Origin of the sequence: Anaerovorax sp. IOR16, from assembly GCF_017168145.1 — a bacterium.
Lineage (GTDB): Bacteria > Bacillota > Clostridia > Peptostreptococcales > Anaerovoracaceae > IOR16.
In genome coordinates this window covers 81,558-105,191 of record NZ_JADQTL010000008.1, presented here as the reverse complement: position 1 = coordinate 105,191, position 23,634 = coordinate 81,558, and the positions used below count along the sequence as shown (strand labels likewise).

Genomic DNA, 23,634 nt, shown 5'->3' with positions numbered 1-23,634 from the left:
AATATAATGGTTCACTCCATAAATGACGTCCCATCGGCAAACAATGACTCGGGAAGTACGGACGAAGACTGCAGTGTTAGAGTTAATGTGAGAAATAATGATTATGATGTGGAAACAGATACGGTTTCTTTAGTTGTACAGTCTGTAACACAGGCAGCTCACGGGACTGTGACGAACAACGGGGATGGAACCGTTACCTATTTACCGAATGCAAACTGGAGCGGTACGGATAACTTTACCTATACAATATGTGACAGTGATAATGGAACGGCTACAGCGATTGTGACAATTAAGGTAAATCCGATAAATGATACACCGACTGCTCCTTTTAATCTAATAATGGACAGTTTATCACCGTACAAGGGTGGCGAGAGTGTAATTGTATCCTGGAATGGTGCGTTTGATGCAGATGAAGACAATTTGAGCTATGAGCTTGATTATTATGATGGAACAGATTGGAATAATATAGGAAAAAATATAACAGAGACTTCAAAGGCGTTTATTATCCCAACTGTGGACATCAAGAAGGCTAAGATGAGGATTCGCTCTTATGACGGTAAAGTTTGGTCGATTGATTATAAAGAAAGCAATGAATTCGAGATTGACAGTACAAAGCCACAGGTATCCTTATCCGTTGACAGCAGTGACTGGACAAGTGCAGATATTACCGTTAATTTTATCACTGAAGATAAGGAAGGCTCCGGGATAGCGGATACGAAATATTGTTATGCAAAGGCTTTAAACGATACTACTTGGAGTCCATGGAACGCTTATACATCGGGAGATTATATTTCATTTATTGAGGATGGTATTTATAAGCTAAAAGTAAAAACAATCGATAATGCTGGGAATGTAAGCAATGAAATAGAAAGCAGAGTGTATAAAGTAGACAAAACAGCACCTATTAGCTTTATAATACATACCGTTATAGACAGTACTACACAAATTACTGTAAACGGAACAACGACAGATAGTAACGCCTACAGTTCTGTGGTCTCGGACCTGGCAGCAGAACCTTATGACTACAGCATAGACGGAGCATACAATGGAGTATACGAAGCAGATGGATCATACCATTTTGTAAGTTTACAGCCAAATAAACAATATACATTCAAAATGAAAGCCAAAGATCAAGCCGGGAATATAATACAAACATCCGAAGTGAGTAAATACACCAAGGCAGAAGATCCTACAGGATCCATTGCAAAATCATGTACGAAAGATACCTTAAATGTAACGCTTATAGCAAATTCTCATAATGCTGTAGCGCCACAATGTCAGGTTTGGATTACGCGAAAGGATGACAGTTTTGATAATATTGTAAGTTCCAGCCCATATTCAAGAGAACTGGAACGAACCTTTACTGCACTTCCGGAAAACACAAAATATGATTTATGGGTAAAAGTAAAAAATGAAGACGGAGTAGAAAATCCACCAATAAAAGTAGGAACCTACAAAACGAACAAAGTACCTGAAATAGTAATAAACAGCCTAAGTAATATATATAAAAAAGCAGGGGAAATGATTGAAATAACTGGAGTCGTTTCTGATGCTGATAACGAAGACGTTACCGTAAGCGCTAGTCTAAACGGCAAAGAAAAGAGCATTAATATATCTAATACATCAGATGGTGCTGATTGGAGTCTTAGATGGGATATCGATACAGATAGCATCGCAGAGGATAATTACAAAGGATTGGTAATTACTGCAGCAGACATTCAAAATAACCAAGATTCGATGAGTTATACAGGAGATATCATTGTCGATAAAACAAGCCCTCTTGCTCCGAATATAACCGTTTACGGCGGATGGAGCAGTCAGAATTTTGAGGTGGTAAAAATTGCCGATAATGACGATTTAGGTAGTTCTAAGAGTGGAGTAAACAGGATTGAATATATGCTGGGAGGGGCAGAAGAAACAGATGGATTTGTTGCATACAAAGAAGAATTTTTTATTGCCCAGGAAGGTATTACTCAAATAACAGCAAGAGTCATTGACAATGCAGGAAATATCAGTACCGAAACAACGAAAACAGTATATATAGATCGGACCAATCCGGAAGTTGTTCCTACTTCGGTCGACGGACCCATATTTACTAATGGCAAGGAAAATAAAACGGTAGACTGGACAAACACTGATTATTCAGTGGACATGACATATGCGGATACAGTTGGGATAGACAAAATATATTATGAAGTAACGCAGAGCATAGAACCTCCGGTTATTTACGATGACTTTGTAAACGAAAATGTAAGCTATGAAAAAGATGTTAAAACAGTTGTTAAAAGTATAAGCATAAACAGAGAAGGTGAAAATTTTATCCATTATAAGATAATAGATTTGGCAGGAAATATCGTAACAGGCTATAGTGGGCCTTACAAGCTGGATAAAACAGTACCTAAAATCTTTGAGATCAATGTAGATTCCGTTCAGGCACATTCAATTACAATCAGTGGAGAAACAATAGATAGTACCTCTAACAGTGCCATCGTATCAGGAACAGAAGCAGTATTTTATGATTTTAGCTTAAATAGTGAATATAATAACGAATATAAGGAACAGAGTACATATCAGTTTACAAATCTTTTGTCAAGCAACGAGTATGTACTTAAAATGAGAGCTAGGGATAAAGCAGGAAATGTAATAGAAACAGATGAAGTAACCGTTAAGACCAAAAAATCCAAGAAATATCAGGACTCAAACCTAGTGGAAATCAGTTTGGATGGAGATAAACTAAATCACATAAAAGAAATGGCTTCAATAAACTCAAGTAATGAAAACAGCGTGCAAATTTCTATCATTAATGGCAGTGTACATGAATTATTAGAAAATGATAGGATAGAAGATGTTATAAGTTTATCGACAGAAAGAAATTCTCAGATAATCATAGATGGTTTAACCGGTCTTGATATTAAGCAAATGGAGAATAAAAATGTGGCATTGGAAATTAAAAATGCAGCTGCGTCTTATTTGTTGCCGGCAAAACAGATAAACATTGATTCCATAATGGATAAACTGGACAACCAAGTTTCATTAGAAGAAATTTTAGTTCAAATAGAAATCTCAAATCCTTCGGAAAAAGAGGTGAAAAGGATCGAGAGTACTATAGAACAAAAGGAATATGAGACAGTAGGCAATCCTGTAAATTTTGAAATAAAGTGCAGCTTCCGTAACAAAACTGTGGAATCGTCTAAATTTAACAAATATGTTGAAAGAGCGATAGCAATACCTGCTGAGATACATTCTGATCGCATAACTACAGGTGTACGAATCGATGAAGATGGAAGTATACATCATGTACCAACGAAAGTAGTGAATGTTAACGGAAGGTATTATGCAAAGATCAATAGTTTAACAAACAGTCTCTATACTTTGATATGGCACTCGGTTGAGTACTCTGATGTAAAGAAGCATTGGGCAAAGGATGCGATTAACGATTTGGGTTCGAGAATGGTAATAAGTGGTGTCGGGAATGGTATGTTTAAACCTGACCGTGATATTACAAGGGGAGAATTTACAGCAACTATAGTGAGGGCTCTTGGATTAAAGGAAGGAACAGAAAAAAATCTCTTTAGTGATGTAAAATCCGGTGATTGGTATTGTAAATCGATTGAAACCGCTTATGAATATAGTTTAATATCCGGGTATGGAGACAAAAAATTTAATCCTAAGGGAAAAATAACCAGAGAAGAGGCTATAGTGATATTAACAAGGGCAATGAGTCTTACAGATTTAACAATTAATATTGAGAGTGGAGAAATCGAAAGTATCCTTTCCAGTTTTAAAGATTATGATGAAACTTCAAAATGGGCAAAATCCAGCCTTGCATCTTGTGTGAAAGTGGGCATTGTATCTGGTAATTACAACAAAATGCTTACTCCGAAAGACTATATTACAAGAGCTGAAGTTGCAGTGACTATTAGAAAGCTATTGCAAAAATCAGAATTAATATAATGCAACAAAAGGGCTTCAAGAGATATTTTTCTTGAAGCCTTACTTATAAGCAATTTTAATCAATTTAAAAATAAGATATAATAAAAATAATTAAATACTTATAATTTTATGTTATAGTTTTCTAAAAAAACTGGAGTGTAATTATGGATAAGTTAAAGATTAAATGTAAATCATTTGTTGAAGGGGAATGGATCCCACTTAAAAACACTGCTCGTGGTGAAGATATATCTCCTTGTTTTGAATTAGAAGGTATAACTGCAAATGCAAAATCAATTGCAATTACCTTCGATGATGCTTCTCACCCACTTTTTCCAAATTATAATCACTGGGTAATATGGAATATACCCATACAAAATGTGATTCCAGAAGCCATACCTCATGGCACTGTTGTAAATAGTCTTGGAGGTGCTATGCAAGGGATTGCTTATGGGAAACATCGATATAAAGGCCCGAAGCCACCGCTTAAGTCAATTCATACTTATGTGTTTACTTTTTATATTTTAGACTGTAAGCTGGAATTGCCTCCTAACAGTAGAAAACGAGATTTGTTAGTTCAAATGGAAGGACATATTCTTCAGCAAGCAATTCTTTCGGGGAAATTCCAAAGTTATAGAGAATGATTGGGTTTTTATTTGAGAAATTTTCATGATGCCTGTCATCAGAGATACGTATTTATTAAGATCTAAAAAAGAAGGATTTCAAGTCATAGGAATATCCTTCTTTTTTATTTTTGAATTCAATCATTTATTTGACATTTTACGAAATATAGTATTTAATAATACTACATACAGACTATGGTCTGTATGTAGTAAAGTAAGAGTTATGAAGAGGAAATAGGGTTTAAATGAATAAAAGAATACTTCAAGGAATGGAAACAAAAAAAAGGATTATCGAGTGTGCGCGTGAGCTTTTTAAAGAAAAAGGATATTATTCTGTAACGGTAGATGAAATAATAAAAAACGCAAATTCGTCGAAGGGTAGTTTTTATACACATTTTAAGAGCAAAGAAGAATTACTCTTTAACATGATACCCTTAGCGGATGAGGCGTATTTTGAATTTTCGAAGATGGATATAAAGACTGAAAAAATAATAGATAAAATATCTTTATTTATTCAATACGTGTTTAAAAATATTGAAGAACAAATTGGCTTAGAATTTATTTCTACGATATATTCTTCTCAAATTAAAGATTTTAAAACGGAACGATTCTTAATTGCATCAGAAAGGACCTATTATCAATTATTAAAAAAAGCAATTAAAGAAGGGCAGGAAAATAATGAAATAAAACAGGAAAAAACTCCAGAACATATTGCTGACATTTTAACCAGTTGTGTCCGAGGTGTTATTTATGATTGGTGTTTAAGAAAAGGAGAATTTAATCTTAGAACTTATGGCATGGAAATAACGAATATGATGCTAAGTCAGATAGAGTTAAAAAATTAATATGAGCTTTATTGGAACAATTAAAAATGATTATGTTTAAGGAGGAGATATTAATGAAATCTATTAAATCTATGTTTAAACTAGTGTTTTGTTTTTGGTTACTCATCTATATGCTTTGTGGAATGAATACCCTTGTATTTGCGTGGGATTCTGGTAGCCATGGGGGCGGGTTTGATAAGAATAATCCTTGGCCTTCACAATCTGCAACGGATAGACTTTCGTCACACCCTGGCATCACTGATCCCCATAAAGTTGCTTCCTATACTCTTTCCGACGGTTCTATTGATTCTCCAATTGTTTTCAGCAACGATGGAAACAATTATTATTTTTATAAACGTTTGGAGAATAATCATTATTTATATTGTGTCAACACAAGTGGTGTATTTCAATGGTCTGCAGAGTGTGGTAATATCTGTGGAGGGGCTCCGATCGTAGCAGATGATGGAATCGTATATGTTCTAGAATATGATCATGTTAGAGGATTTAACAGTGAAGGTACGTTGGTATTCTTATCTACAGAAGATACTTTTGGAGAATCCCATGAATATAAAGGTGCTGGCGATAATTATTTAACAGTTGATAATTCAGGCAACCTTTTATTCACACAAGTAAGTAAACAAGCTACGGGAAGTGGATACGGGTATGTGGACAAATATAGATTTATTAGAATGAGTAAAGAATATATAAAAGGATATATTGTTCAAGAATATAGTTCTTTACCTTTATCCGAGTATGGGGATCTAGAAAGCGAGAGCTCAGTAGCGATAGATGATGATGGATATATTTATGTATTTATACACGGCAAATTATGCATTTTCGACAGTGCATTCAATCAAGTTCATTTATCGTCAAACGATGCATTTTATCTTCCGAGTGTATACGATATAACAATAGGTCCGGATAACACAATCTTTGTTGCTACTTATGCTGAGCTAGAGGATTCAAGCTTTGTGCAACCATATGGTTCCCTTGTAAAGATTAAATTTAATGAAGCACGTACAGAAATACTTGAAACTATAGTAATAACTGACAATGGTGATCCATATAGCAATACGCCATATATAAATTGTAAAGTTGCTGTAGACAATGAAGGCAATGCATATGCTGTGACTGGACTGATTATATATCATGGTACTTATGTTGAGGAAAAAACGGGAAGACTTTTAAAAATAGATACGGATAACAATGTTACTACCTTATATACAGCGCCAGAAGGAAAATCATTGTTTCATTCTCCAACGATAACAAAGGATGGCATTATATATCTAAGCAATGGTGTTGTTCTTAATACAGATGGAGAAGTGCTTTGGAGTAAACCTAGTGCTTACTCTCAAGCGATAGATAACAATGGTTATGTATATTTTGTGACAGCTAATTCTATTACATCATATAAGCAAAGAGATCCAGGGTATCCATATCTTCCTGCTGCAAGCGCTAGCGTTTCAGAAGTTGATCCTATAGATGGTGATTATAGTTTTAATGTAGAAATAAGACGAAATGGTGGGAGCGAAGGAAGCTTTACTGTAAATTATAAAACAGTTAATGATACAGCAGTTGCTGGGATTGATTACGTAGAAACTTCAGGGACTGTGACTTTTGGTGATAAAGAAACATCAAAGTATATTAGCGTACCTTGCATTAGCGATAGAATATATACCGGAGATCGACAGTTTTCATTTATTATCGAAAACCCAAGTGGAAGTGAAGAACTACCAGACGGTACATCAACATCTGTGACGCTGATAATATTAGAAGATGATGCGATTGATAATATAGATCCTTATGTTGTAAATTCAAACCCGGCAGGTGGAGAAACAAATTATCGAAATGATGGAAATATGCTGGTAGAGTTTGATGATTACATTATAGAGGGAAGCAATTTTAGCGACATAACGCTTACTGATGGAACGAATTATATACCACTAAATTGTACATTGGGTGATAAAAGTATAACGATAAAGTTCAGCCAAGTACTTTTAGATTCTACGACATATACGCTATCTATTGGCGAAGATGCAATTAATGATGAATCTGGAAACAATATGGCAGGGGGCTGGTCAGTTAGCTTTTCAACGCCATCGCTTGCTTTTGCGGGAGGTAATGGAAGTGTACAAAGTCCATATCTTATCAACTCGCCAAGCTCATTAGATGGTGTAAGAAACTATCCGGATAAGTGCTTTCGATTAATAAGCGATATAGATATGGGACCAGCGACTAGCGTCGGTGGAGATTATTATTATGATGGCAAAGGGTTTATTCCAATAGATTTTAGAGGTATTTTTGATGGAAATGGCTATACTATTTCTAACATGAATATAGATCGAACCGATGATCAAACATACGTAGGTATTTTTGGAATGAATCATGGAACAATAACAGATATTACTTTAGAAAACTGTAATATAAGATATAGTAATACGAAAGATAAAAGTGTAGCTGTTGGTGTGATTGCAGGAAGGAATGACGGAATTATTTTCAACTGTGTAAATAAGTCAACGGTTACATTTAGCCAATCAGGGAGATTTTCTAGTTATTTACAATATTATTGCCTAGGAGGGATTGCTGGTAAAAATACAGGAATTATAGAGAAATGTGCTAATTTAGGTGATGTAAATTCAAACGGAATATATAGCTCTAGTCAATCATGCATCGGTGGGATTACAGGACAAAATAAATGTGGAACGATTCGAACATCTTATAATGATGTATCAATAAGTACCCCATCTCTTGAAAGAAATAATTATGTAGAAATTGGTGGGATTGCTGGAATAAGCGATGGCAGTATTGAAGATTGCTATAACACAGGAGAAATTGGTAGTGATTATGGAATATTAGGTGTTGATAGAGCTGAATGGGACGCACCATCAAATACAGTAAGATGCTATACCATAAATAATGAATATAGCATAGGAAGCATAAGTGGAAAATTCGCTCATGCTTATAACATATATCAATTTGGCGGTGTTGATATTTTTAAATATTTTTATGATATGTATGGCGATCCAGTTATTTCTGATTGTGTTCTTTATGATAAAACGGATGATACAAAAAAAACGGCTAGTAGTTTTCGTTCATTTGACTTTAATGATGTTTGGGATATAGAAGAAGGTAATTATCCTACTTTAAAGAGTCAAATAATTGCGCCTACAGATATAACGGTCGAACAAACAGAATTAAACTTAAAAATGAATCAAACATTTACATTAAACCCAATTGTATTACCAAGTGATGCAACATTTAAGCTGATTAAATATGTTTCTAGCGACCCAAGTATTGTTAGTGTTGATAACAATGCTACAGTTGAGGGGAAGGCAGTAGGTACAGCAACAATCACTATTTTTACATTAGATGGTATGAAATACACGGATGTTACAGTTAATGTAACCGGTTTTGAGGTTCGCTTTGATGTAAACAATGGAAGTAATGTTCCAAATATTAATGTAGGTTATGATACCAAAATATCAAAACCGGACAATCCAATAAAAACCGGATATACGTTTGAAAATTGGTATAAAGATTCTGAACTTAAAATTTTATGGAATTTTGATGCAGATACGGTAACAGAAAATACGACTCTTTATGCAAAATGGACACCAAATACTTATAATATAATATTTGATGTGAACAATGGAAGTAATGTCCCCAATATTAATGCAAATTATGATACCAAAATATCAAAACCGGACAATCCAATAAAAATCGGATATACGTTTGAAAATTGGTATAAAGATTCTGAACTTAAAATTTTATGGAATTTTAATGAAGATACAATAAAAGAAGATACGACTCTTTATGCAAAATGGACGCCAAATACCTATAATATAATATTTGATGTGAACAATGGAAGTGATGTCCCAAATATTAATGCAGATTATGATACCAAAATATCAAAACCGGACAATCCAATAAAAACCGGATATACTTTTGAAAATTGGTATAAAGATTCTGAATTTAATACTAAATGGGATTTTGATGTAGATACGGTGACAGAAAATACGACTCTTTATGCAAAATGGACACCAAATACCTATAACATAATATTTGATGCAAACCTAGGCACAGGAAGTGAAACTTCTTCTAATGTTCCTATGCATAATCAAACATTTACATATGGTATTTCAGCAAACTTATCTAACAATACGTTAACAAAAATAGGTTACAATTTTAAAGGTTGGAATACAATTTCAGATGGGAGTGGTATAAATTATCTTGATGGAGAAAGTATAGTTAACCTTAGTGCAATAAATAATGCTACTATGACATTATATGCACAATGGGAAAAGAAAAAGTCTGTGTCAACAAGCAAAAAAACAATCACTACAGAAAATACAACAGATGAAAATGGGCGACCAGTTACTATAATAAATATTAGAAGCGGTGATGACCTTCATTTTATAACAACTAAAATAAATGTTAATGAAGAAGAACGACATAGATATATAGTGAAAGCTATTTTTAAAGACGGCAGCGAGAAGATAATGAAAGATGCTATTATTGTAGATGATGAAATATCCTTTATAAGTGAAAAAGGCATAAAATATAGAATTGAATATGTAGAAAAGTCATTTGAAGATACTAAAAGTCACTGGGCTAAAAAGGCGATAGAGGCACTCGCTGTAAGAGGAGTGATCATGGGGACTTCTGAAACAAAATTTGCACCAAATGAAACGATATCAAAAGCAGATTTTGTTACACTTATTTCAAGGTATTTTAATTTAACTAGTGAAAACACAAAAAGTTTTGTAGATGTAGCGGATGATAAGTATTACTCTATGCCAATATCGACATTAAAAGCATTAGGAGTATTACCTCCAGTAGATGAGGATTTATTTAATCCAAATGAGCCAATCACTCGTCAAGATATTATGTATATTTTCTATATGGTAATGATTCAAAAAAATGTAGATATAGAAGGTAAAAATCTTTCAGTTGATGAATTTAATGATTTAGATAAAATATCAGACTATGCGATGGAGGCTACAAAATATCTTGTATCGAGAGATATTATACATGGATATAACAACACACTTAATCCAACAGGAACAGCAACACGCGCGGAGATTGCTCAAATTTTATTTAGCATGATTGAGCTGCTTCGCATGTAAAAATAAGTGTGGAAGTCTTCAATGTTACATAGTATACATAAAAAAATAGTTAGAGTTAAAAAGATGATAGGAAGTTGATTTCTTATAAAATAATTATGAACTCAATAGGTTGGAAATAAAGAATGATAAAAGTAAATGACTGTAATTTCTCAATAGAACAAATATGTGAGTCGGGCCAGTGCTTCCGACTAAAGAAAATTGAAGAGAATAAATATTCAATGATTGCATTGGGACGATATTTAGAACTGGAACAGGATCAAAATGAAATAACATTCCATTGTACACCGGAAGAGTATGTTCAGGTTTGGGAACACTATTTTGATTTAAATACCGATTACAAACGATTCATTGAGTCTGTAACTGAAGAAGACGAGTATTTGTATCGTGCAGTTCAATTTGGAAAGGGCATTCGAATATTAGAGCAGGATGTTTGGGAAATCATTATATCCTTTATTATTTCACAGCAAAATAACATCAAAAGAATTAGGAAATGTATAGAATTATTGTGTGAAAAATATGGAGAGAAAAAATTTATTAACAAAACTGAAATATATTATGATTTTCCAACAATTCAAGCCTTAGCCGGAGCAACCGAAGAAGAATTAAGAGATTGCAATTTGGGTTATAGGAGTAGATATATTTTAAATACAGCGAAAAGTATTTTGAATAAAGAGGTTGACATTAATGCTTTAAAGAAAATGGATTATAAGGATGCAAAAGTAGAATTGATTAAGCTATCCGGAGTTGGAGAAAAAGTGGCTGATTGTATTTGTCTGTTTTCACTGCATCATTTGGATGCTTTTCCGATCGATACACATATCAAAAAGGTTTTAAATCAATATTATCCAAAAGGGTTTCCATTTGAAACATTTTTAGGATATACGGGTATTATTCAACAATATATTTTTTATTTTGATTTAAAAAATGGAAATGTGTAATTTGAATAGTATAAATAATTAATTACTCAAAAAAAAGGCGAAAATGAAGCGAAAGTCTCATTCTCGTCTTTTTTTTATTTCTGTATGATAATTTGACTGAAAAGTATCTAGATTTATTGTCAGTCGACTTTATATTCTATTAATTGACATAAAATTGCCATGGGAATATGATAATAAATATAGGAATCTTTTGGTAAAACATTGCCGATAACCTATTGATGCACAGTTAAGCCAGCTAAAGTTATGATGAAAATAGAATATTGTATCGCTTGTGGAATGAACAAAAGAGAGGATGGTTATTCATGATGGAGAGATTATCAAATCTGCTTATTCGCCAATTCCCTTATGCATTTGCTTGCAATCGGTTTGTTTATGATCAAAATGGTAAAGTTGTTGACAGTATTTTTGTTGAATTAAATCCTAACTTTGAATCAACATTCGAAGTAAGTCGTGAAGCTCTAATCAGTGCAAGTACATCCGACTTTTTTAAAAAATTAGGAATTGATGATAATGAATTATATGATAGATTAACAAAATATAAAAATGCTGAATTAAAAGAGGTCTATTTCGAACTCCAAAATGAGTGGTATCACCTTAATGCTTTTATAATAGACAATGATATGTTTGCAATCCTATTACGCAATATCACACAGGAAAAATTAATTTTAAGCGAATTGATGCAGCAGAAAAAAGAATTGGAAGAGACAAGAACTAATCTTGATTTTGTATTTAATAGTACACAAGATGCAATGTTTATGGCCGAATATAAAAACAATGATTTTTACTATATATGTCTGAATGCTGCTCACGAAAAGGTTACCGGATTACAAAATAGCGATATTATAGGAAAAACTCCGGTAGAAGTATGGGGTGAGCATGATGGAAGAGATCTTAATGAATTTTATTTACAGCCAATCAAGGAAAACAAAAATCTTATTTTAGAGGAAACTTTACATACAAACGGTAGAATGTACAATTTTTTAACCAGCTTATCCCTCGCTACCGAATCGGAACATCAATATATTATTGTTTCTCGAAAGGATATTACAAAATATAAAGAACTCCAAGAAAACCATCTTGTTCTTTTACAGCGACTGCAATCCATGTTCAGTGATCACATCGCAAATATGCTGATTATTGATCCCATTACCGGGAGAATATTGGATGTTAATCCTTCTGCATGTGATTTCTATGGTTATCGAAAATCCGAACTCTTACGTATGAACATACAAGAAATTAATATGCTGCCGGCAGAAGAAACTGCGAAATTAAGAAAATCTGCATTTGAACGTAAAAAAGAGCATTTTATTTTTCCGCATCGTTTGTGTAGTGGAGAAATCAGACTTGTAGAGGTATATTCCTGTCCAATTGGAGAGTTAGAACAACCGCAGCTTTTTTCTATCATTTTTGATGTTACGGATCGAGAGACATATCGGAAAAATTTATTTCGTGAAAAAGAGTTATTGAATACAACTTTAAAATCGATTGGAGACGGAGTTGTTACAACTGATACAAATGGTAAAATTACGTCACTGAATAAAGTAGCGGAAGAGATTGTAGGATGGAGTAATGATGAGGCTGTCGGAATAGATTTTGAAGGAGTTTTTATACTAAGAAATGAAGAAACTGAAGAACTGGTTGAAAATCCAATAAAAAAAGTTCTTCGAACTGGAAAGATAATTGGTCTTGCAAATCATACTTTTTTGATCAATAAAAATGGTCAAAGAATTACGATTGCAGACAGTGCTGCACCGATAAAAAATGAAGATGGGGAGACCTTTGGTGTAGTAATGGTGTTCCGTGATATCAGAGTAGAGAAAGCGCAGCAAAATAAAATACTTTTTCTCAGTTATCATGATGCTCTTACGGGCCTTTACAACCGTCGTTTTATTGAGGAGGAAATTCGAAGATTAGACTATGACAGACATATTCCAATTTCTGTTGTAATGGGAGATGTAAATGGTCTTAAAATTACAAATGATGTTTTTGGACATAAAATGGGTGGCGAGCTGTTGAAAAAAGTGTCAGAGGTTTTTAAAGAAACCTGTGACAAGGATGATATTATTGCTCGATGGGGCGGAGATGAATTTTTATTGCTTCTTCCAAATGCAACTATTGATTATGCTGAAAGAATGATTGAAAAATTAAAAGAGAAATTTAAGAACAAAAAAGCTGGCACTTTACATTTGAGTGTCTCTTTAGGCTGTGCAGAGAGAACAGAAAAAAATCAGAAACTAGATTATGTGATTCGGCAGGCAGAAGAGTGGATGTACCATCAAAAATTATTAGAAGGAAAAAGTTATAGAAATACGATAATTAATACATTACTAGCTACGCTTTATGAAAGAAGTATGGAAACCGAGCAACATGCTAAAAGGCTTTCAAAATATTGCAAAGCAATTGGGAAGGAACTGAATCTTACGGATAAAGCAATGAATGAATTATCGCTGCTATCTTTATTGCATGACATTGGAAAAGTGGGAATACATCAAAGCGTTCTAAAAAAGCCCGGTATTCTTACTCCGGAGGAATGGAATGAGATGAAAAAGCATTCGGAAATCGGCTATCGCATTACTCAAAATGCACCTGAGCTTTCACTTGTTTCAGAATATATTTTATTTCATCATGAACGTTGGGATGGAAATGGGTATCCAAAAGGTCTAAAGGGTGAAGAAATTCCTATATACTGCCGCATTCTAGCCGTTGCAGATGCTTTTGATGCAATGACCAATGACAGAGTTTATCGAAAAGCTCTTAGTCAAGAGGATGCGATAAAAGAACTGATCCGTCATTCCGGAACACAGTTTTCACCGGATATTGTGGAAATATTTGTGACAGTTTTACAAAGAGAACAGGATAATAATGGAACGGACAAGTTATAATATAGAATTAATAAAAAAGATATAATGAATAAGATGTCAAAATAGTAAACCAATTCTGCTGGCATGCAGTACAATATTGTTTATTTCTGTTCGAAAGCCAAGAAGAAAGAATTAAATATTAAATAAGATGGTAGATACAATTTGGATACAATTATGATGTATTATGCATTATGAATCAATGGAGGTCAAAGGATAATGATAAAAATATTAATTGTTGAAGATGAAAAATCTATTTCTGATTTAATTAAGATGAATTTACTTGATGAAGGCTATGATTGTACTTGTGCCTATGATGGTGAAGAAGCTGCAAATTTAATAGAAAAACAAGTGTTTGATTTAATTTTATTAGATATCATGTTACCTAAAATTGATGGATATGAGTTAATTGAGTATATCAAATCCTTTGAAATACCAGTCATTTTTTTAACAGCAAAAGTAAGTGTAAAAGATAAAGTAAAAGGACTGAAAGCCGGCGCAGAAGATTATATGACAAAACCGTTTGATATTATGGAACTTTTGGCTCGTGTGGAGAGGGTTCTTCGAAGATATAATAAAACTTCGCAACAGATCAGTTTTTCTGATATCAAAATTGATATTCTGGCAAGAATGGTTTATAAAAACAATGAACCGATTAATTTAACGGTGAAAGAATTTGATCTGCTTGTTTTATTTGCAAGAAATAAAAATAAAGCGTTGTATCGAAGTCAAATCTATTCTCAAGTTTGGGGAGAAGAATACATGGGTGACAGTAGAACCGTTGATTTACACGTACAAAGAATGCGAAAAAAATTATCATTAGAGAAGCAAATTGTATCACTTTATAAAGTTGGTTATCGGCTGGAGGTTACGGATTGAATTTTTTTTGGAAGATATTCTTTACTACTATGTTCGTAAGCATTACCTGCTTTTCTATGGGAGGATATTTTTTAGTTAACTCCAATATGAATGCACTTATAAAAAATGAGGCTAATATTGCTTATGAGTTAGGGGATATGGTGTATTATTCACTGAATAATGAATTAAGGTTTATGGATCAATATTATTTTACAGGTGAATTGGATTCTGAAGTTTTTGATTTTATATCCAATATTTCTGAATCTATTAATATTAAAAATTCCAATGGGAAAATCTTATTTACTGTTATAAGTGATGACATAGGAATCTTATTTTCGTCGTTGGACAAACAATTTGATAAAAATTTATTAAATTCAATGAGTGAAGATGAAAAAGGATATACCTTAAAAAAAACGAAAGAAGGGATTTACTTACAAGCATTAAGACCTGCTGTTTTTTTAGGATATGATTACCATATTGAAACTGTTCGTAATGTTTCTTATATTTTTGAAACGCAAAGAGAGCAATATCAATTATTGGTTAAGATTATTTTAGGTATGTTATTGTTAGCAGGTATTATTACCTTTTTATTATCGAAAATCTTAATAAAACCGATTGTGTCTTTGAGTAAAGTAACGAAAGAGATTTCTGCTGGAAAGCTAGAAAAAAGAGTTATCATTTCTGGTGAAGATGAATTTGCATTGCTTTCTTCGAACTTTAACAAAATGGCAGATGATTTGGAAGAAAAAATACATTTGCTTGAGGATGAAGCAGAAAAAAAAGAAATGTTTGTCGGTGCCTTTTCCCATGAATTAAAAACACCACTTACCTCGATAATCGGATATTCTGATATGCTTCGAAGAAAAGAAATGGACAAAGATAGAATACATCTTTGTGCAAATTATATATATACAGAAGGAAAAAGACTGGAGATGCTTTCAATGCGACTCTTAGAATTTATTGTAGTTAAGAATCAGGAGATATATCCGGTAGATATATCAATTAAGACATTTTTTGATGAGATATTTGCAGTAGTGGAAAATCAATTAAGTCAATCAGATATTTATTTGCAAACTGAAATTGAGGATGTGATTTTATCGTTTGAACCAGAGCTTATGAAAACAGTATTTCTTAATATTATTGATAATGCAAGAAAAGCTTTTGATCATAGCGGAACAATATTTGTACAAGGGAAAGTAGAGGAACAGCAATATAAAGTAAAAATTATAGATAATGGAAAAGGAATGGAAGAAGAGGAATTATTAAAAATAAAAGATGCTTTTTATATGGTAGATAAGTCACGAGCTAGAAAACAGGGCGGTGCTGGGCTTGGCTTAGCTTTATGTGATCAAATATTAAAAATGCATGGATTTACCATTGACTTTGACAGCAAATTAAATGAAGGAACTACGGTTACTATAACAATGAAAGGGCATGCCTATGAAAAATAAAAAGAATTTTATGAAATTGGGTCTTCTTTTTATATTGCTTTTTTTTGTGGCAGCAACTCCTATTTTATTGACCGAGTACGATAATATGCGATTATTAAATAGACCAATTGTAACAGTTATGCCTGATGATTATTTAAATCATCAAAAGCAAAATACAATGCAATCTTTTGAGCGAATTAAAATGATTATCAATGCAAATAATCAAAAGACAGGTATCATTACGGAGCAGAAAGTCGATATTGCTAAGGATAAGGAACGGTTAGGAGAAATTGTAAAGAAAATCGAAGAACAGATGCAAATTCTTCAAACAAAAAATGCGATACCTACCTTTGATATTGCAAATACTTATTATATAAAAAACATTAATAAGACAATGTATATGGATAGTATGTACCCTGAAAAATCTGTGAGTATTTGGAAGATATTACTTAATTATACTAATGTTTCTATTGAAGTATGGATGGATGTGGAAACAAATATGCTTTATTTAATTTCTTTATTCTCTGATAATGAAACATTTAATTTTGATATATCTAACATATCTGAAAAGAATTTTTTAGATTATATTAGTAATGGTACAGAAAATATAAAATTTCATAAAAAAGATGTATTATATGATGATTCAATAGAAAATAGGGAAGGTTATTTTTATTTAGAGAAAGAAGAAAGTGTAGTTCAGTACTATTATACGATTGAGAAAAAATATATTGCTTATTATTTAGTGACTTAAAGAATGATGCAAATTTGATGCAAAAAAGTTAATAATTGGATACAAACGCTCTGTATAATGAGATGCAGAGCGTTTAATTTTGTATTTCTATTGTTATCTCAAAATAGTTTCTTAAAATAATAATAATAAGTATGCTACTTTGATGCAAAACAACAACAAGTATGATGCACTTATTTCGTAAAATAAATTCGAGATAAGTGCTTTTTATATGCTAGGGGAAAAGAATGAATAACAAAGTGAAGATTCGGTCGAGAAGAGCAATTAAAAATAGGAAAAGAAGAGAAAAACAACAAAATATAATACGGTTAGCTTTTTTAATTTTATCATGTGTGATGTCTATTACCATGGGATGGATATTTGGAAAGTTAATAACGGTGATTTTATAATTTGTTATCGTATTTCTCAGATGGCTGTCATTAAGTAGAAAAGAGCATTTGTTTAAATAGTATTTTCATAAGTTATTGGGAAAGAGATAACGGGGGGATTAGGTAAAAATATGAACGGAATAAGAAACGAAAGACAAAGGGGGGAAAAATATACATATTCGGTTAATCTTACTTTTTATTATTTGGGGAATTTGTTTTGTTGTTGGAATGAAAATTGCGATGCCGGATTTGGGGATTAATGGATTAAAATTATTTTCTAAATCATTGCCTAAGACATCTTATGCAAATGAAAATTTACCATTGAGTGGGAAAACAATTGTAGTTGATGCAGGACATGGAGGCTCTGATTCAGGAACTTTAGGTCTAATGACTGGTATACGAGAAGATGTTTTGAATTTAGAAATTGCAACATTATTAGAGTCAAACCTAAAAAAAATGGGTGCCAGTGTTGTGATGACAAGGACGAAAGAAATAACAGAAGCGCTAAGGAATGAAAGAAAGCTATCTTTTGAGGAACGTGGGGCAATTATTGAAGGTTCAGATGCCGATATGATGTTGAGCATACATCAAAATTTTAACGAGGATAGCAGTAAAATTAAAGGGGTACAAATTCTACTTCGAGATAAGGAGTATTTAGACATTGCTACACAATTTCAGAACACATTTAATAATGCATTAGGTACTCGTCTAAATATAATTAAAGACCAATATGCGGTATTGAGTTTTGGTAATCAGCCATCGTTTATTATTGAATGTGGATTTTTGTCAAATGCTGAAGATGAAACAAATCTGCAGACGAAAGAATATCAAGAAAAACTTGTTGATATTTTGTGTGATGAAATTCAAAAACAGTTGAAATAGTTCCTTTAACTAGAAATATTTAGAGTTGGGATAAGAGTGATAAAATACGATTTATTCTATGAAAGGATAGTAAGATGAGAAAAACAAAATGGCCCATTCTGTGTATGCTTATATTGGCTATTTCATTAGCTGCTTGTGTTCCCACTGCTGGGAATGAAGGAGATACGGGGCAGATTAAGGCGGAGGATGAGAAAGCACAAACGATTGATTGGATGGAAAAAGATAAATATTTTATTTCTTCGCAAATTCAGGAAATTGCTCCCATAAATAATATGGATTTATATGAAGTTGTGTATGATGCAGCAAATGCGATGGAAGATGAAGTAGATATTTCTGCATATACGGTAAGCAAAGAGGAGCTACAAAATATTTTGGAAATTATATGGGATAAGGGGAATGCTGAATTTTTTTACTTAAAGGAAATGCCGACTGTTTCTCAAGACAATAAATCTGTGAAAATTACATATGCCTTTTCAAAAGATGAAATATTAGAACTAAAAGATAAGTTTGCTAAAGAAGTAAACCATATTTTAAATGACATGATTGATCAAAATGCAACGGATTTACAAAAACAATTTAGTATATATGATTATTTGTTAAAAAGTTGCACTTATAATTATGATTTTTTTGATAATGGAATCGATATGACTCCAGAAGAGCTAATGCAGCTTAGTGATGAAGAATTAGAAGATATTGGGGAAAAAATGGCGGAATCGGAAGTTATCAATCGAGCAAAAAAATATAATACTGCAAATGCTTATGGAGTAATTGTAAATAAAAAAGGTATATGCTTTGGCTTTGCAGGAGCTCTCAACTTCTTATATAACAAAATAGGTATAGAGACAAGAGTGATATCTGATAAATTGAACACTCATTCTTGGAATATAGTTAAAATTGACGGTAAATATTATCATGTTGATTTAACAAATGATGTTGATAGTGGTAAGAATTTAGAGCATTTTAATTTTACGGATGAAGAACGACCAAATGAGGGGTTATTGCTCAGTTGGAATGAACCATTTTTCGAAAGAGGCAAAGAGGCTGTAATTTGTAATGATAATCGGTTTGAATATTTTAGAAATGTGAAAGACTACAAACTGGTAAAGAATAAAATTCAATTTACAGACAGCAAAGACGGAAAAAAATATGTAATGAATATCGATGGTACAGAGAAAGAACTTATAAACTGAAGATTCTTTTGTCTACAGTTGTAAAAGCATCATGAAGTGTTTCATGATGCTTTTCTGCATGGAGAGGCAATTTTAAAGTATGTAATATTAAAGTTTTCAAAAAATTCGTTTACTTTTATAAAAATACCTGTTAAAATTTTACTAGAGCATATCTAATACTTGATTTAATCTAATAAACGTGAATAAGACAATAAATGATTTTTTAAAGGAGGAAAAACTATGGAGTTGACATCTTATGATAGTGTAACTAAGTATATTACGGAAGAGTGTATTCGAAATTATAGAGAAAAAGATGTGATTGATCCAATCGATCTAGCGGTACATTTAATGGAATTTCCGGAAATGAAGATGCATTGCCCTCAACATCATTATTTAATTCCTGCAGTTATGCTGACGGCAGCTTATAAATTTCAGGGAAGACCCATTGAAATGCTGCAGGATGGATTGACCGAAGCAATGTTGAGAGCTAAAAATGTTTTAGCTGGCTTTTGCGGCCTATATGGAAGTTGTGGTGCAGCAGTAGGATTGGGTATTTTTTCAAGCATTCTAACGGATACAACACCTCATTCTGTTGAAACATGGGCTTTGACAAATCGAATTGTTGCAGAAAGTTTATTGCAAATCGCAGAAATAAACGGGCCGAGGTGCTGCAAACGAAATTCATTTTTTGCACTTTTGTTAGGGGAGAAATTTACGAAAGACCAATTTGGAATTGATTTAGGTACAACAGAAAAAATTTCTTGCACTTTTTATTCCAATAACCAAGACTGCAGACAGAAGGAATGTCCATTTTTCCCGGTGAATTAAAAAGAAGGTGTCAAATATGAGAGTAAATATTACCGTTCCTGAATTTATTATGAAAAAAGTCGGTGCTTATGCTTGTAAATGCCAGTGCACAGAAATTAATATGGAAGAAAAAACAGGTAAAGTTTTTTGGAGGAAGGATAAAAATGATTCAGTGGAAATTGGAGATATCCTTTGCGAAATAGAATTAGAGAAGAATGTGGGTGAAGTTAAGTCGGATTATGCAGGGCATTTGGTTGAAATCTGTATGGAAGACGGGGATGATTGTACATTAGGGAGTATACTCGGTATATTAGAAACAGATTAACATTATTTAAAGTGATAGTTGGGGCAAAAATCAGGCTGTCTAATGCCTAATTTGCCCTCACTTTTTTTACTATATTAGAAAAGACCCTGTGCCATCATAGCATCGGCTACTTTTAAAAAGCCTGCAATGTTTGCACCATCTACATAGTTTCCGGGTACTCCGTATTCTTTTGCAGATTCAGAAATTTTTTCAAAAATATCGTTCATAATCTTTTTCAGCTTTAAATCTGTTTTATTAAATTCCCAAGAATAGCGTATACTGTTTTGAGCCATTTCCAGAGCGGAAACTGCCACGCCGCCTGCATTTGATGCTTTACCAGGAGCAAACAATATATGATTCGCTTGAAAATAATGAGTAGCTTCTAAGCTAGTGGGCATATTAGCACCTTCAGCTACAGCAATTACACCATTTTTAACCAATTCTTTTGCATCATCCAACTGCAATTCATTTTGTGTTGCACAAGGGAGGGCAATGTCGCATGGTGTGCTCCATATTCCTTTTCCTTCATGATACACTGCATTGGGACGATAAGATATGTATTCAGAAAGGCGTTGCTGCTTTACTTCTTTTATTTCTTTAATCACTTCTAAGTGAATTCCATCCGAATCGTAAATCCATCCGGAAGAATCACTCATTGTTACAACTTTTCCGCCCATTTCTTGTGCTTTCTGGCAAGCATAAATGGCAACATTGCCGGAACCGGAGAGAACAAAGATTTTTCCATCTATTGATTTGTTGTTTGCTTTTAACATTGCATCTAAAAGATAAAGAAGACCAAAACCTGTGGATTCTTTTCGGACTAAAGAACCACCATAAGATAAGCTTTTTCCGGTAAGAGCTCCTGTATGTTGATTGCATAAACGTTTATATTGTCCAAAAAGATAGCCGATTTCCCGACCACCCACTCCGATATCTCCTGCAGGAACATCGGTATCTGCACCGATATGGCGGTGCAGTTCTGTCATAAAACTTTGACAGAAAGTCATGATTTCACGGTCAGATTTTCCCTTTGGATCAAAATCTGATCCGCCTTTTCCACCACCGATTGGTAAGCCTGTTAAAGAGTTTTTAAAAATCTGTTCAAAACCAAGAAATTTGATAATGCTGAAATTAACTGTAGGATGAAAGCGTAGTCCTCCTTTATAAGGGCCAATCGCATTATTAAATTGTACGCGGTAACCGCGGTTGATTCTAATTTTACCTTGATCATCGATCCAAGAAACGCGAAATTTAATCTGACGGTCCGGCTCTGTTAAGCGTTCCAAAATTCCTGATTTACGGTATTGAGCATGTCTCGCAATAACGGGTTCCAACGATTGCAGAACTTCAGTCGCTGCTTGAAGAAACTCCGGTTCGTTCGTGTTGTTTTTCATTAAATTGTCAAGCTGATTCACCATGTAAGTCATATTATCCTCTCCTTGCTGTAAGTTGTATTGAATCTCGTTCATATAAGTAATGCCGAATTAATTTAATACTTTAGCATAGGAAAAGATAAAATGCAATAATAATTTCTGTTATTGATGTTATTTTAATATAAAAACATTAATATTTGTAGAAAATTAAAATTTAACAGAAATTATTTCTGTTAAATTTTATGGATAAATAACCTTTGCATTAGCTCTTTTAAAATAGAATAAAATGTGATACGGTAAAATGTAAACTTTTTTATGAAACTAATAAAAGAATGGGAAGGGATGGCAGTGCATTTTATGAATTTATTTAAGAATGCAGTTGAAATATCGAAACGAATTTGTGAGCAGAGATTAAAAGAAGGAGATATTGCGATTGACTGTACCATGGGAAATGATACCGTATTTTTATGCAGTTTAATTGGAGAGGATGGGAAAGTGTATGCATTTGATATTCAGGAAAGTGCCGTATTCAATACACGACAGAATCTTCTGCAATATGGCTATCTCGAAAGGGCCGAGTTAATACTGGATGGTCATCAAAACATTGATAAATATGTGCAAGAAGAAGTTCAATTAATTCTATTTAATTTGGGGTACTTACCCAAAGGAAACCATGATATTACCACAAAGAAAGATACTACCATAGAAGCAGTTGAAAAGTGCTTAAATATACTTAAGCTGAAGGGAGTCATATTATTAGTAATCTATCCAGGGCATTTAAGCGGAAGTGAGGAAAAAGAGGCTTTAGAAAATTTTACTTCAAAATTGAATCAAAAAAAATTTACTGTAACAAAGCTCTCTTTTTTGAATCAGATTAATCATCCATCTGAGCTTATTTGCATTGAAAAGGTATGCTGAGAAAATTCAGTTTTAAGTGCGGTTATAATAACAGCACTTTTTTATTGACAATTTTGTCTAATGACGTTAGACTGTATTTGTCTAATGGCATTAGACGAAGGGAGGTTAACAAAATGGATCAATACAAGTTAGGTGATAAGGAGCAGAAATTTGCTGATTTGATATGGAAAAATGAACCGATTGCTTCGGGAGATTTGGCAAAGCTATGTGAGATAGAATTAAACTGGAAAAGAACGACTACTTATACTATGTTGAAAAGATTGTGTAATAAGGGACTTTTTGAAAATAACAAAGGAACTGTGTCAGCGCAAATTAGCAAATCTGATTTTCATGCAGTACAGGGTGAGGAATTCATAAAGGAAACCTTTGATGGATCCTTGCCACAGTTTTTAGCTGCATTTACAAGAAGAAACAAACTTAGCAGCAAGGAAATTAATGAGCTACAGAAGCTGATTGATGCACATAAGGAGGGATAGGA

At 33.0% G+C, this 23,634-nt stretch carries 16 protein-coding genes; 15 read left to right on the top strand and 1 reads right to left on the bottom strand.

Annotated elements, in window-relative coordinates:
- Positions 1-6 precede the first annotated feature (6 nt).
- The 13 genes from I2490_RS02585 to I2490_RS02525 all read left to right on the top strand — a co-directional run bounded on the left by I2490_RS02585 (position 7) and on the right by I2490_RS02525 (position 20,886).
- The gene (locus I2490_RS02585; protein WP_206458223.1) at positions 7-3,954 is read left to right on the top strand and encodes an S-layer homology domain-containing protein; all 3,948 of its coding nucleotides are present in this window, start codon (positions 7-9) and stop codon (positions 3,952-3,954) included.
- A 143-nt stretch (positions 3,955-4,097) separates the two neighbouring features.
- Positions 4,098-4,574 (top strand): YbhB/YbcL family Raf kinase inhibitor-like protein, encoded by a 477-nt coding sequence (locus I2490_RS02580; protein ID WP_206458222.1) that lies wholly within the window; start codon positions 4,098-4,100, stop codon positions 4,572-4,574.
- A gap of 248 nt (positions 4,575-4,822) precedes the next feature.
- The gene (locus tag I2490_RS02575) at positions 4,823-5,398 is read left to right on the top strand and encodes a TetR/AcrR family transcriptional regulator (RefSeq protein ID WP_206458221.1); all 576 of its coding nucleotides are present in this window, start codon (positions 4,823-4,825) and stop codon (positions 5,396-5,398) included.
- A gap of 71 nt (positions 5,399-5,469) precedes the next feature.
- Positions 5,470-10,503 carry an InlB B-repeat-containing protein gene (locus I2490_RS02570; RefSeq protein WP_206458220.1) on the top strand — a complete coding sequence of 1,678 codons (5,034 nt, stop codon included), beginning with the start codon at positions 5,470-5,472 and terminating at the stop codon, positions 10,501-10,503.
- 122 nt (positions 10,504-10,625) lie between these two features.
- Positions 10,626-11,441, top strand: a complete 816-nt coding sequence (locus I2490_RS02565) for a DNA glycosylase (protein ID WP_206458219.1) — start codon at positions 10,626-10,628, stop codon at positions 11,439-11,441.
- 302 nt (positions 11,442-11,743) lie between these two features.
- Positions 11,744-14,323 (top strand): PAS domain S-box protein, encoded by a 2,580-nt coding sequence (locus tag I2490_RS02560; RefSeq protein ID WP_206458218.1) that lies wholly within the window; start codon positions 11,744-11,746, stop codon positions 14,321-14,323.
- Positions 14,324-14,518: 195 nt separating this feature from the next.
- Positions 14,519-15,178 carry a response regulator transcription factor gene (locus tag I2490_RS02555; protein ID WP_206458217.1) on the top strand — a complete coding sequence of 220 codons (660 nt, stop codon included), beginning with the start codon at positions 14,519-14,521 and terminating at the stop codon, positions 15,176-15,178.
- The gene (locus tag I2490_RS02550; RefSeq protein ID WP_206458216.1) at positions 15,175-16,608 is read left to right on the top strand and encodes a sensor histidine kinase; all 1,434 of its coding nucleotides are present in this window, start codon (positions 15,175-15,177) and stop codon (positions 16,606-16,608) included. The genes I2490_RS02555 and I2490_RS02550 overlap by 4 nt, the downstream gene beginning before the upstream one ends.
- Entirely contained in the window at positions 16,598-17,338 is a 741-nt protein-coding gene (locus I2490_RS02545; RefSeq protein ID WP_206458215.1) for a hypothetical protein, read from the top strand. The genes I2490_RS02550 and I2490_RS02545 overlap by 11 nt, the downstream gene beginning before the upstream one ends.
- Positions 17,339-17,931: 593 nt before the next feature.
- A complete protein-coding gene (locus I2490_RS02540; protein ID WP_206458214.1) occupies positions 17,932-18,585 on the top strand; it encodes an N-acetylmuramoyl-L-alanine amidase family protein in 654 nt (217 codons plus the stop codon).
- A 74-nt stretch (positions 18,586-18,659) separates the two neighbouring features.
- Entirely contained in the window at positions 18,660-19,775 is a 1,116-nt protein-coding gene (locus tag I2490_RS02535; protein WP_206458213.1) for a transglutaminase domain-containing protein, read from the top strand.
- A 219-nt stretch (positions 19,776-19,994) separates the two neighbouring features.
- Entirely contained in the window at positions 19,995-20,582 is a 588-nt protein-coding gene (locus tag I2490_RS02530; RefSeq protein WP_206458212.1) for a DUF5714 domain-containing protein, read from the top strand.
- 16 nt (positions 20,583-20,598) lie between these two features.
- The gene (locus I2490_RS02525; RefSeq protein WP_206458211.1) at positions 20,599-20,886 is read left to right on the top strand and encodes a lipoyl domain-containing protein; all 288 of its coding nucleotides are present in this window, start codon (positions 20,599-20,601) and stop codon (positions 20,884-20,886) included.
- Positions 20,887-20,960: 74 nt separating this feature from the next.
- On the opposite strand, the gene gdhA is transcribed toward I2490_RS02525, so the two are convergent.
- Positions 20,961-22,292, bottom strand: a complete 1,332-nt coding sequence (gene gdhA, locus I2490_RS02520; protein ID WP_206458210.1) for an NADP-specific glutamate dehydrogenase — start codon at positions 22,290-22,292, stop codon at positions 20,961-20,963.
- Positions 22,293-22,553: 261 nt separating this feature from the next.
- Here gdhA and I2490_RS02515 point away from each other — a divergent pair, with 261 nt between their 5' ends.
- Complete coding sequence (locus tag I2490_RS02515) at positions 22,554-23,156, top strand: tRNA (mnm(5)s(2)U34)-methyltransferase (RefSeq protein ID WP_245157060.1); 603 nt, start codon at positions 22,554-22,556, stop codon at positions 23,154-23,156.
- A gap of 113 nt (positions 23,157-23,269) precedes the next feature.
- Positions 23,270-23,632: a BlaI/MecI/CopY family transcriptional regulator gene (locus I2490_RS02510; protein ID WP_206458209.1), complete on the top strand. Its 363-nt coding sequence runs from the start codon at positions 23,270-23,272 to the stop codon at positions 23,630-23,632.
- Positions 23,633-23,634 lie beyond the last annotated feature (2 nt).

Coding starts and splice junctions, on each gene's coding strand:
- I2490_RS02585 (WP_206458223.1), top strand. CDS start 7: ATGGTTCACTCCATAAATGACGTCCCATCGGCAAACAATGACTCGGGA.
- I2490_RS02515 (WP_245157060.1), top strand. CDS start 22,554: ATGAAACTAATAAAAGAATGGGAAGGGATGGCAGTGCATTTTATGAAT.
- I2490_RS02555 (WP_206458217.1), top strand. CDS start 14,519: ATGATAAAAATATTAATTGTTGAAGATGAAAAATCTATTTCTGATTTA.
- I2490_RS02525 (WP_206458211.1), top strand. CDS start 20,599: ATGAGAGTAAATATTACCGTTCCTGAATTTATTATGAAAAAAGTCGGT.
- I2490_RS02565 (WP_206458219.1), top strand. CDS start 10,626: ATGATAAAAGTAAATGACTGTAATTTCTCAATAGAACAAATATGTGAG.
- I2490_RS02535 (WP_206458213.1), top strand. CDS start 18,660: ATGAGAAAAACAAAATGGCCCATTCTGTGTATGCTTATATTGGCTATT.
- gdhA (WP_206458210.1), bottom strand. CDS start 22,292: ATGACTTACATGGTGAATCAGCTTGACAATTTAATGAAAAACAACACG.
- I2490_RS02510 (WP_206458209.1), top strand. CDS start 23,270: ATGGATCAATACAAGTTAGGTGATAAGGAGCAGAAATTTGCTGATTTG.
- I2490_RS02540 (WP_206458214.1), top strand. CDS start 17,932: ATGAAAATTGCGATGCCGGATTTGGGGATTAATGGATTAAAATTATTT.
- I2490_RS02530 (WP_206458212.1), top strand. CDS start 19,995: ATGGAGTTGACATCTTATGATAGTGTAACTAAGTATATTACGGAAGAG.
- I2490_RS02560 (WP_206458218.1), top strand. CDS start 11,744: ATGATGGAGAGATTATCAAATCTGCTTATTCGCCAATTCCCTTATGCA.
- I2490_RS02580 (WP_206458222.1), top strand. CDS start 4,098: ATGGATAAGTTAAAGATTAAATGTAAATCATTTGTTGAAGGGGAATGG.
- I2490_RS02570 (WP_206458220.1), top strand. CDS start 5,470: ATGTTTAAACTAGTGTTTTGTTTTTGGTTACTCATCTATATGCTTTGT.
- I2490_RS02545 (WP_206458215.1), top strand. CDS start 16,598: ATGAAAAATAAAAAGAATTTTATGAAATTGGGTCTTCTTTTTATATTG.
- I2490_RS02575 (WP_206458221.1), top strand. CDS start 4,823: ATGGAAACAAAAAAAAGGATTATCGAGTGTGCGCGTGAGCTTTTTAAA.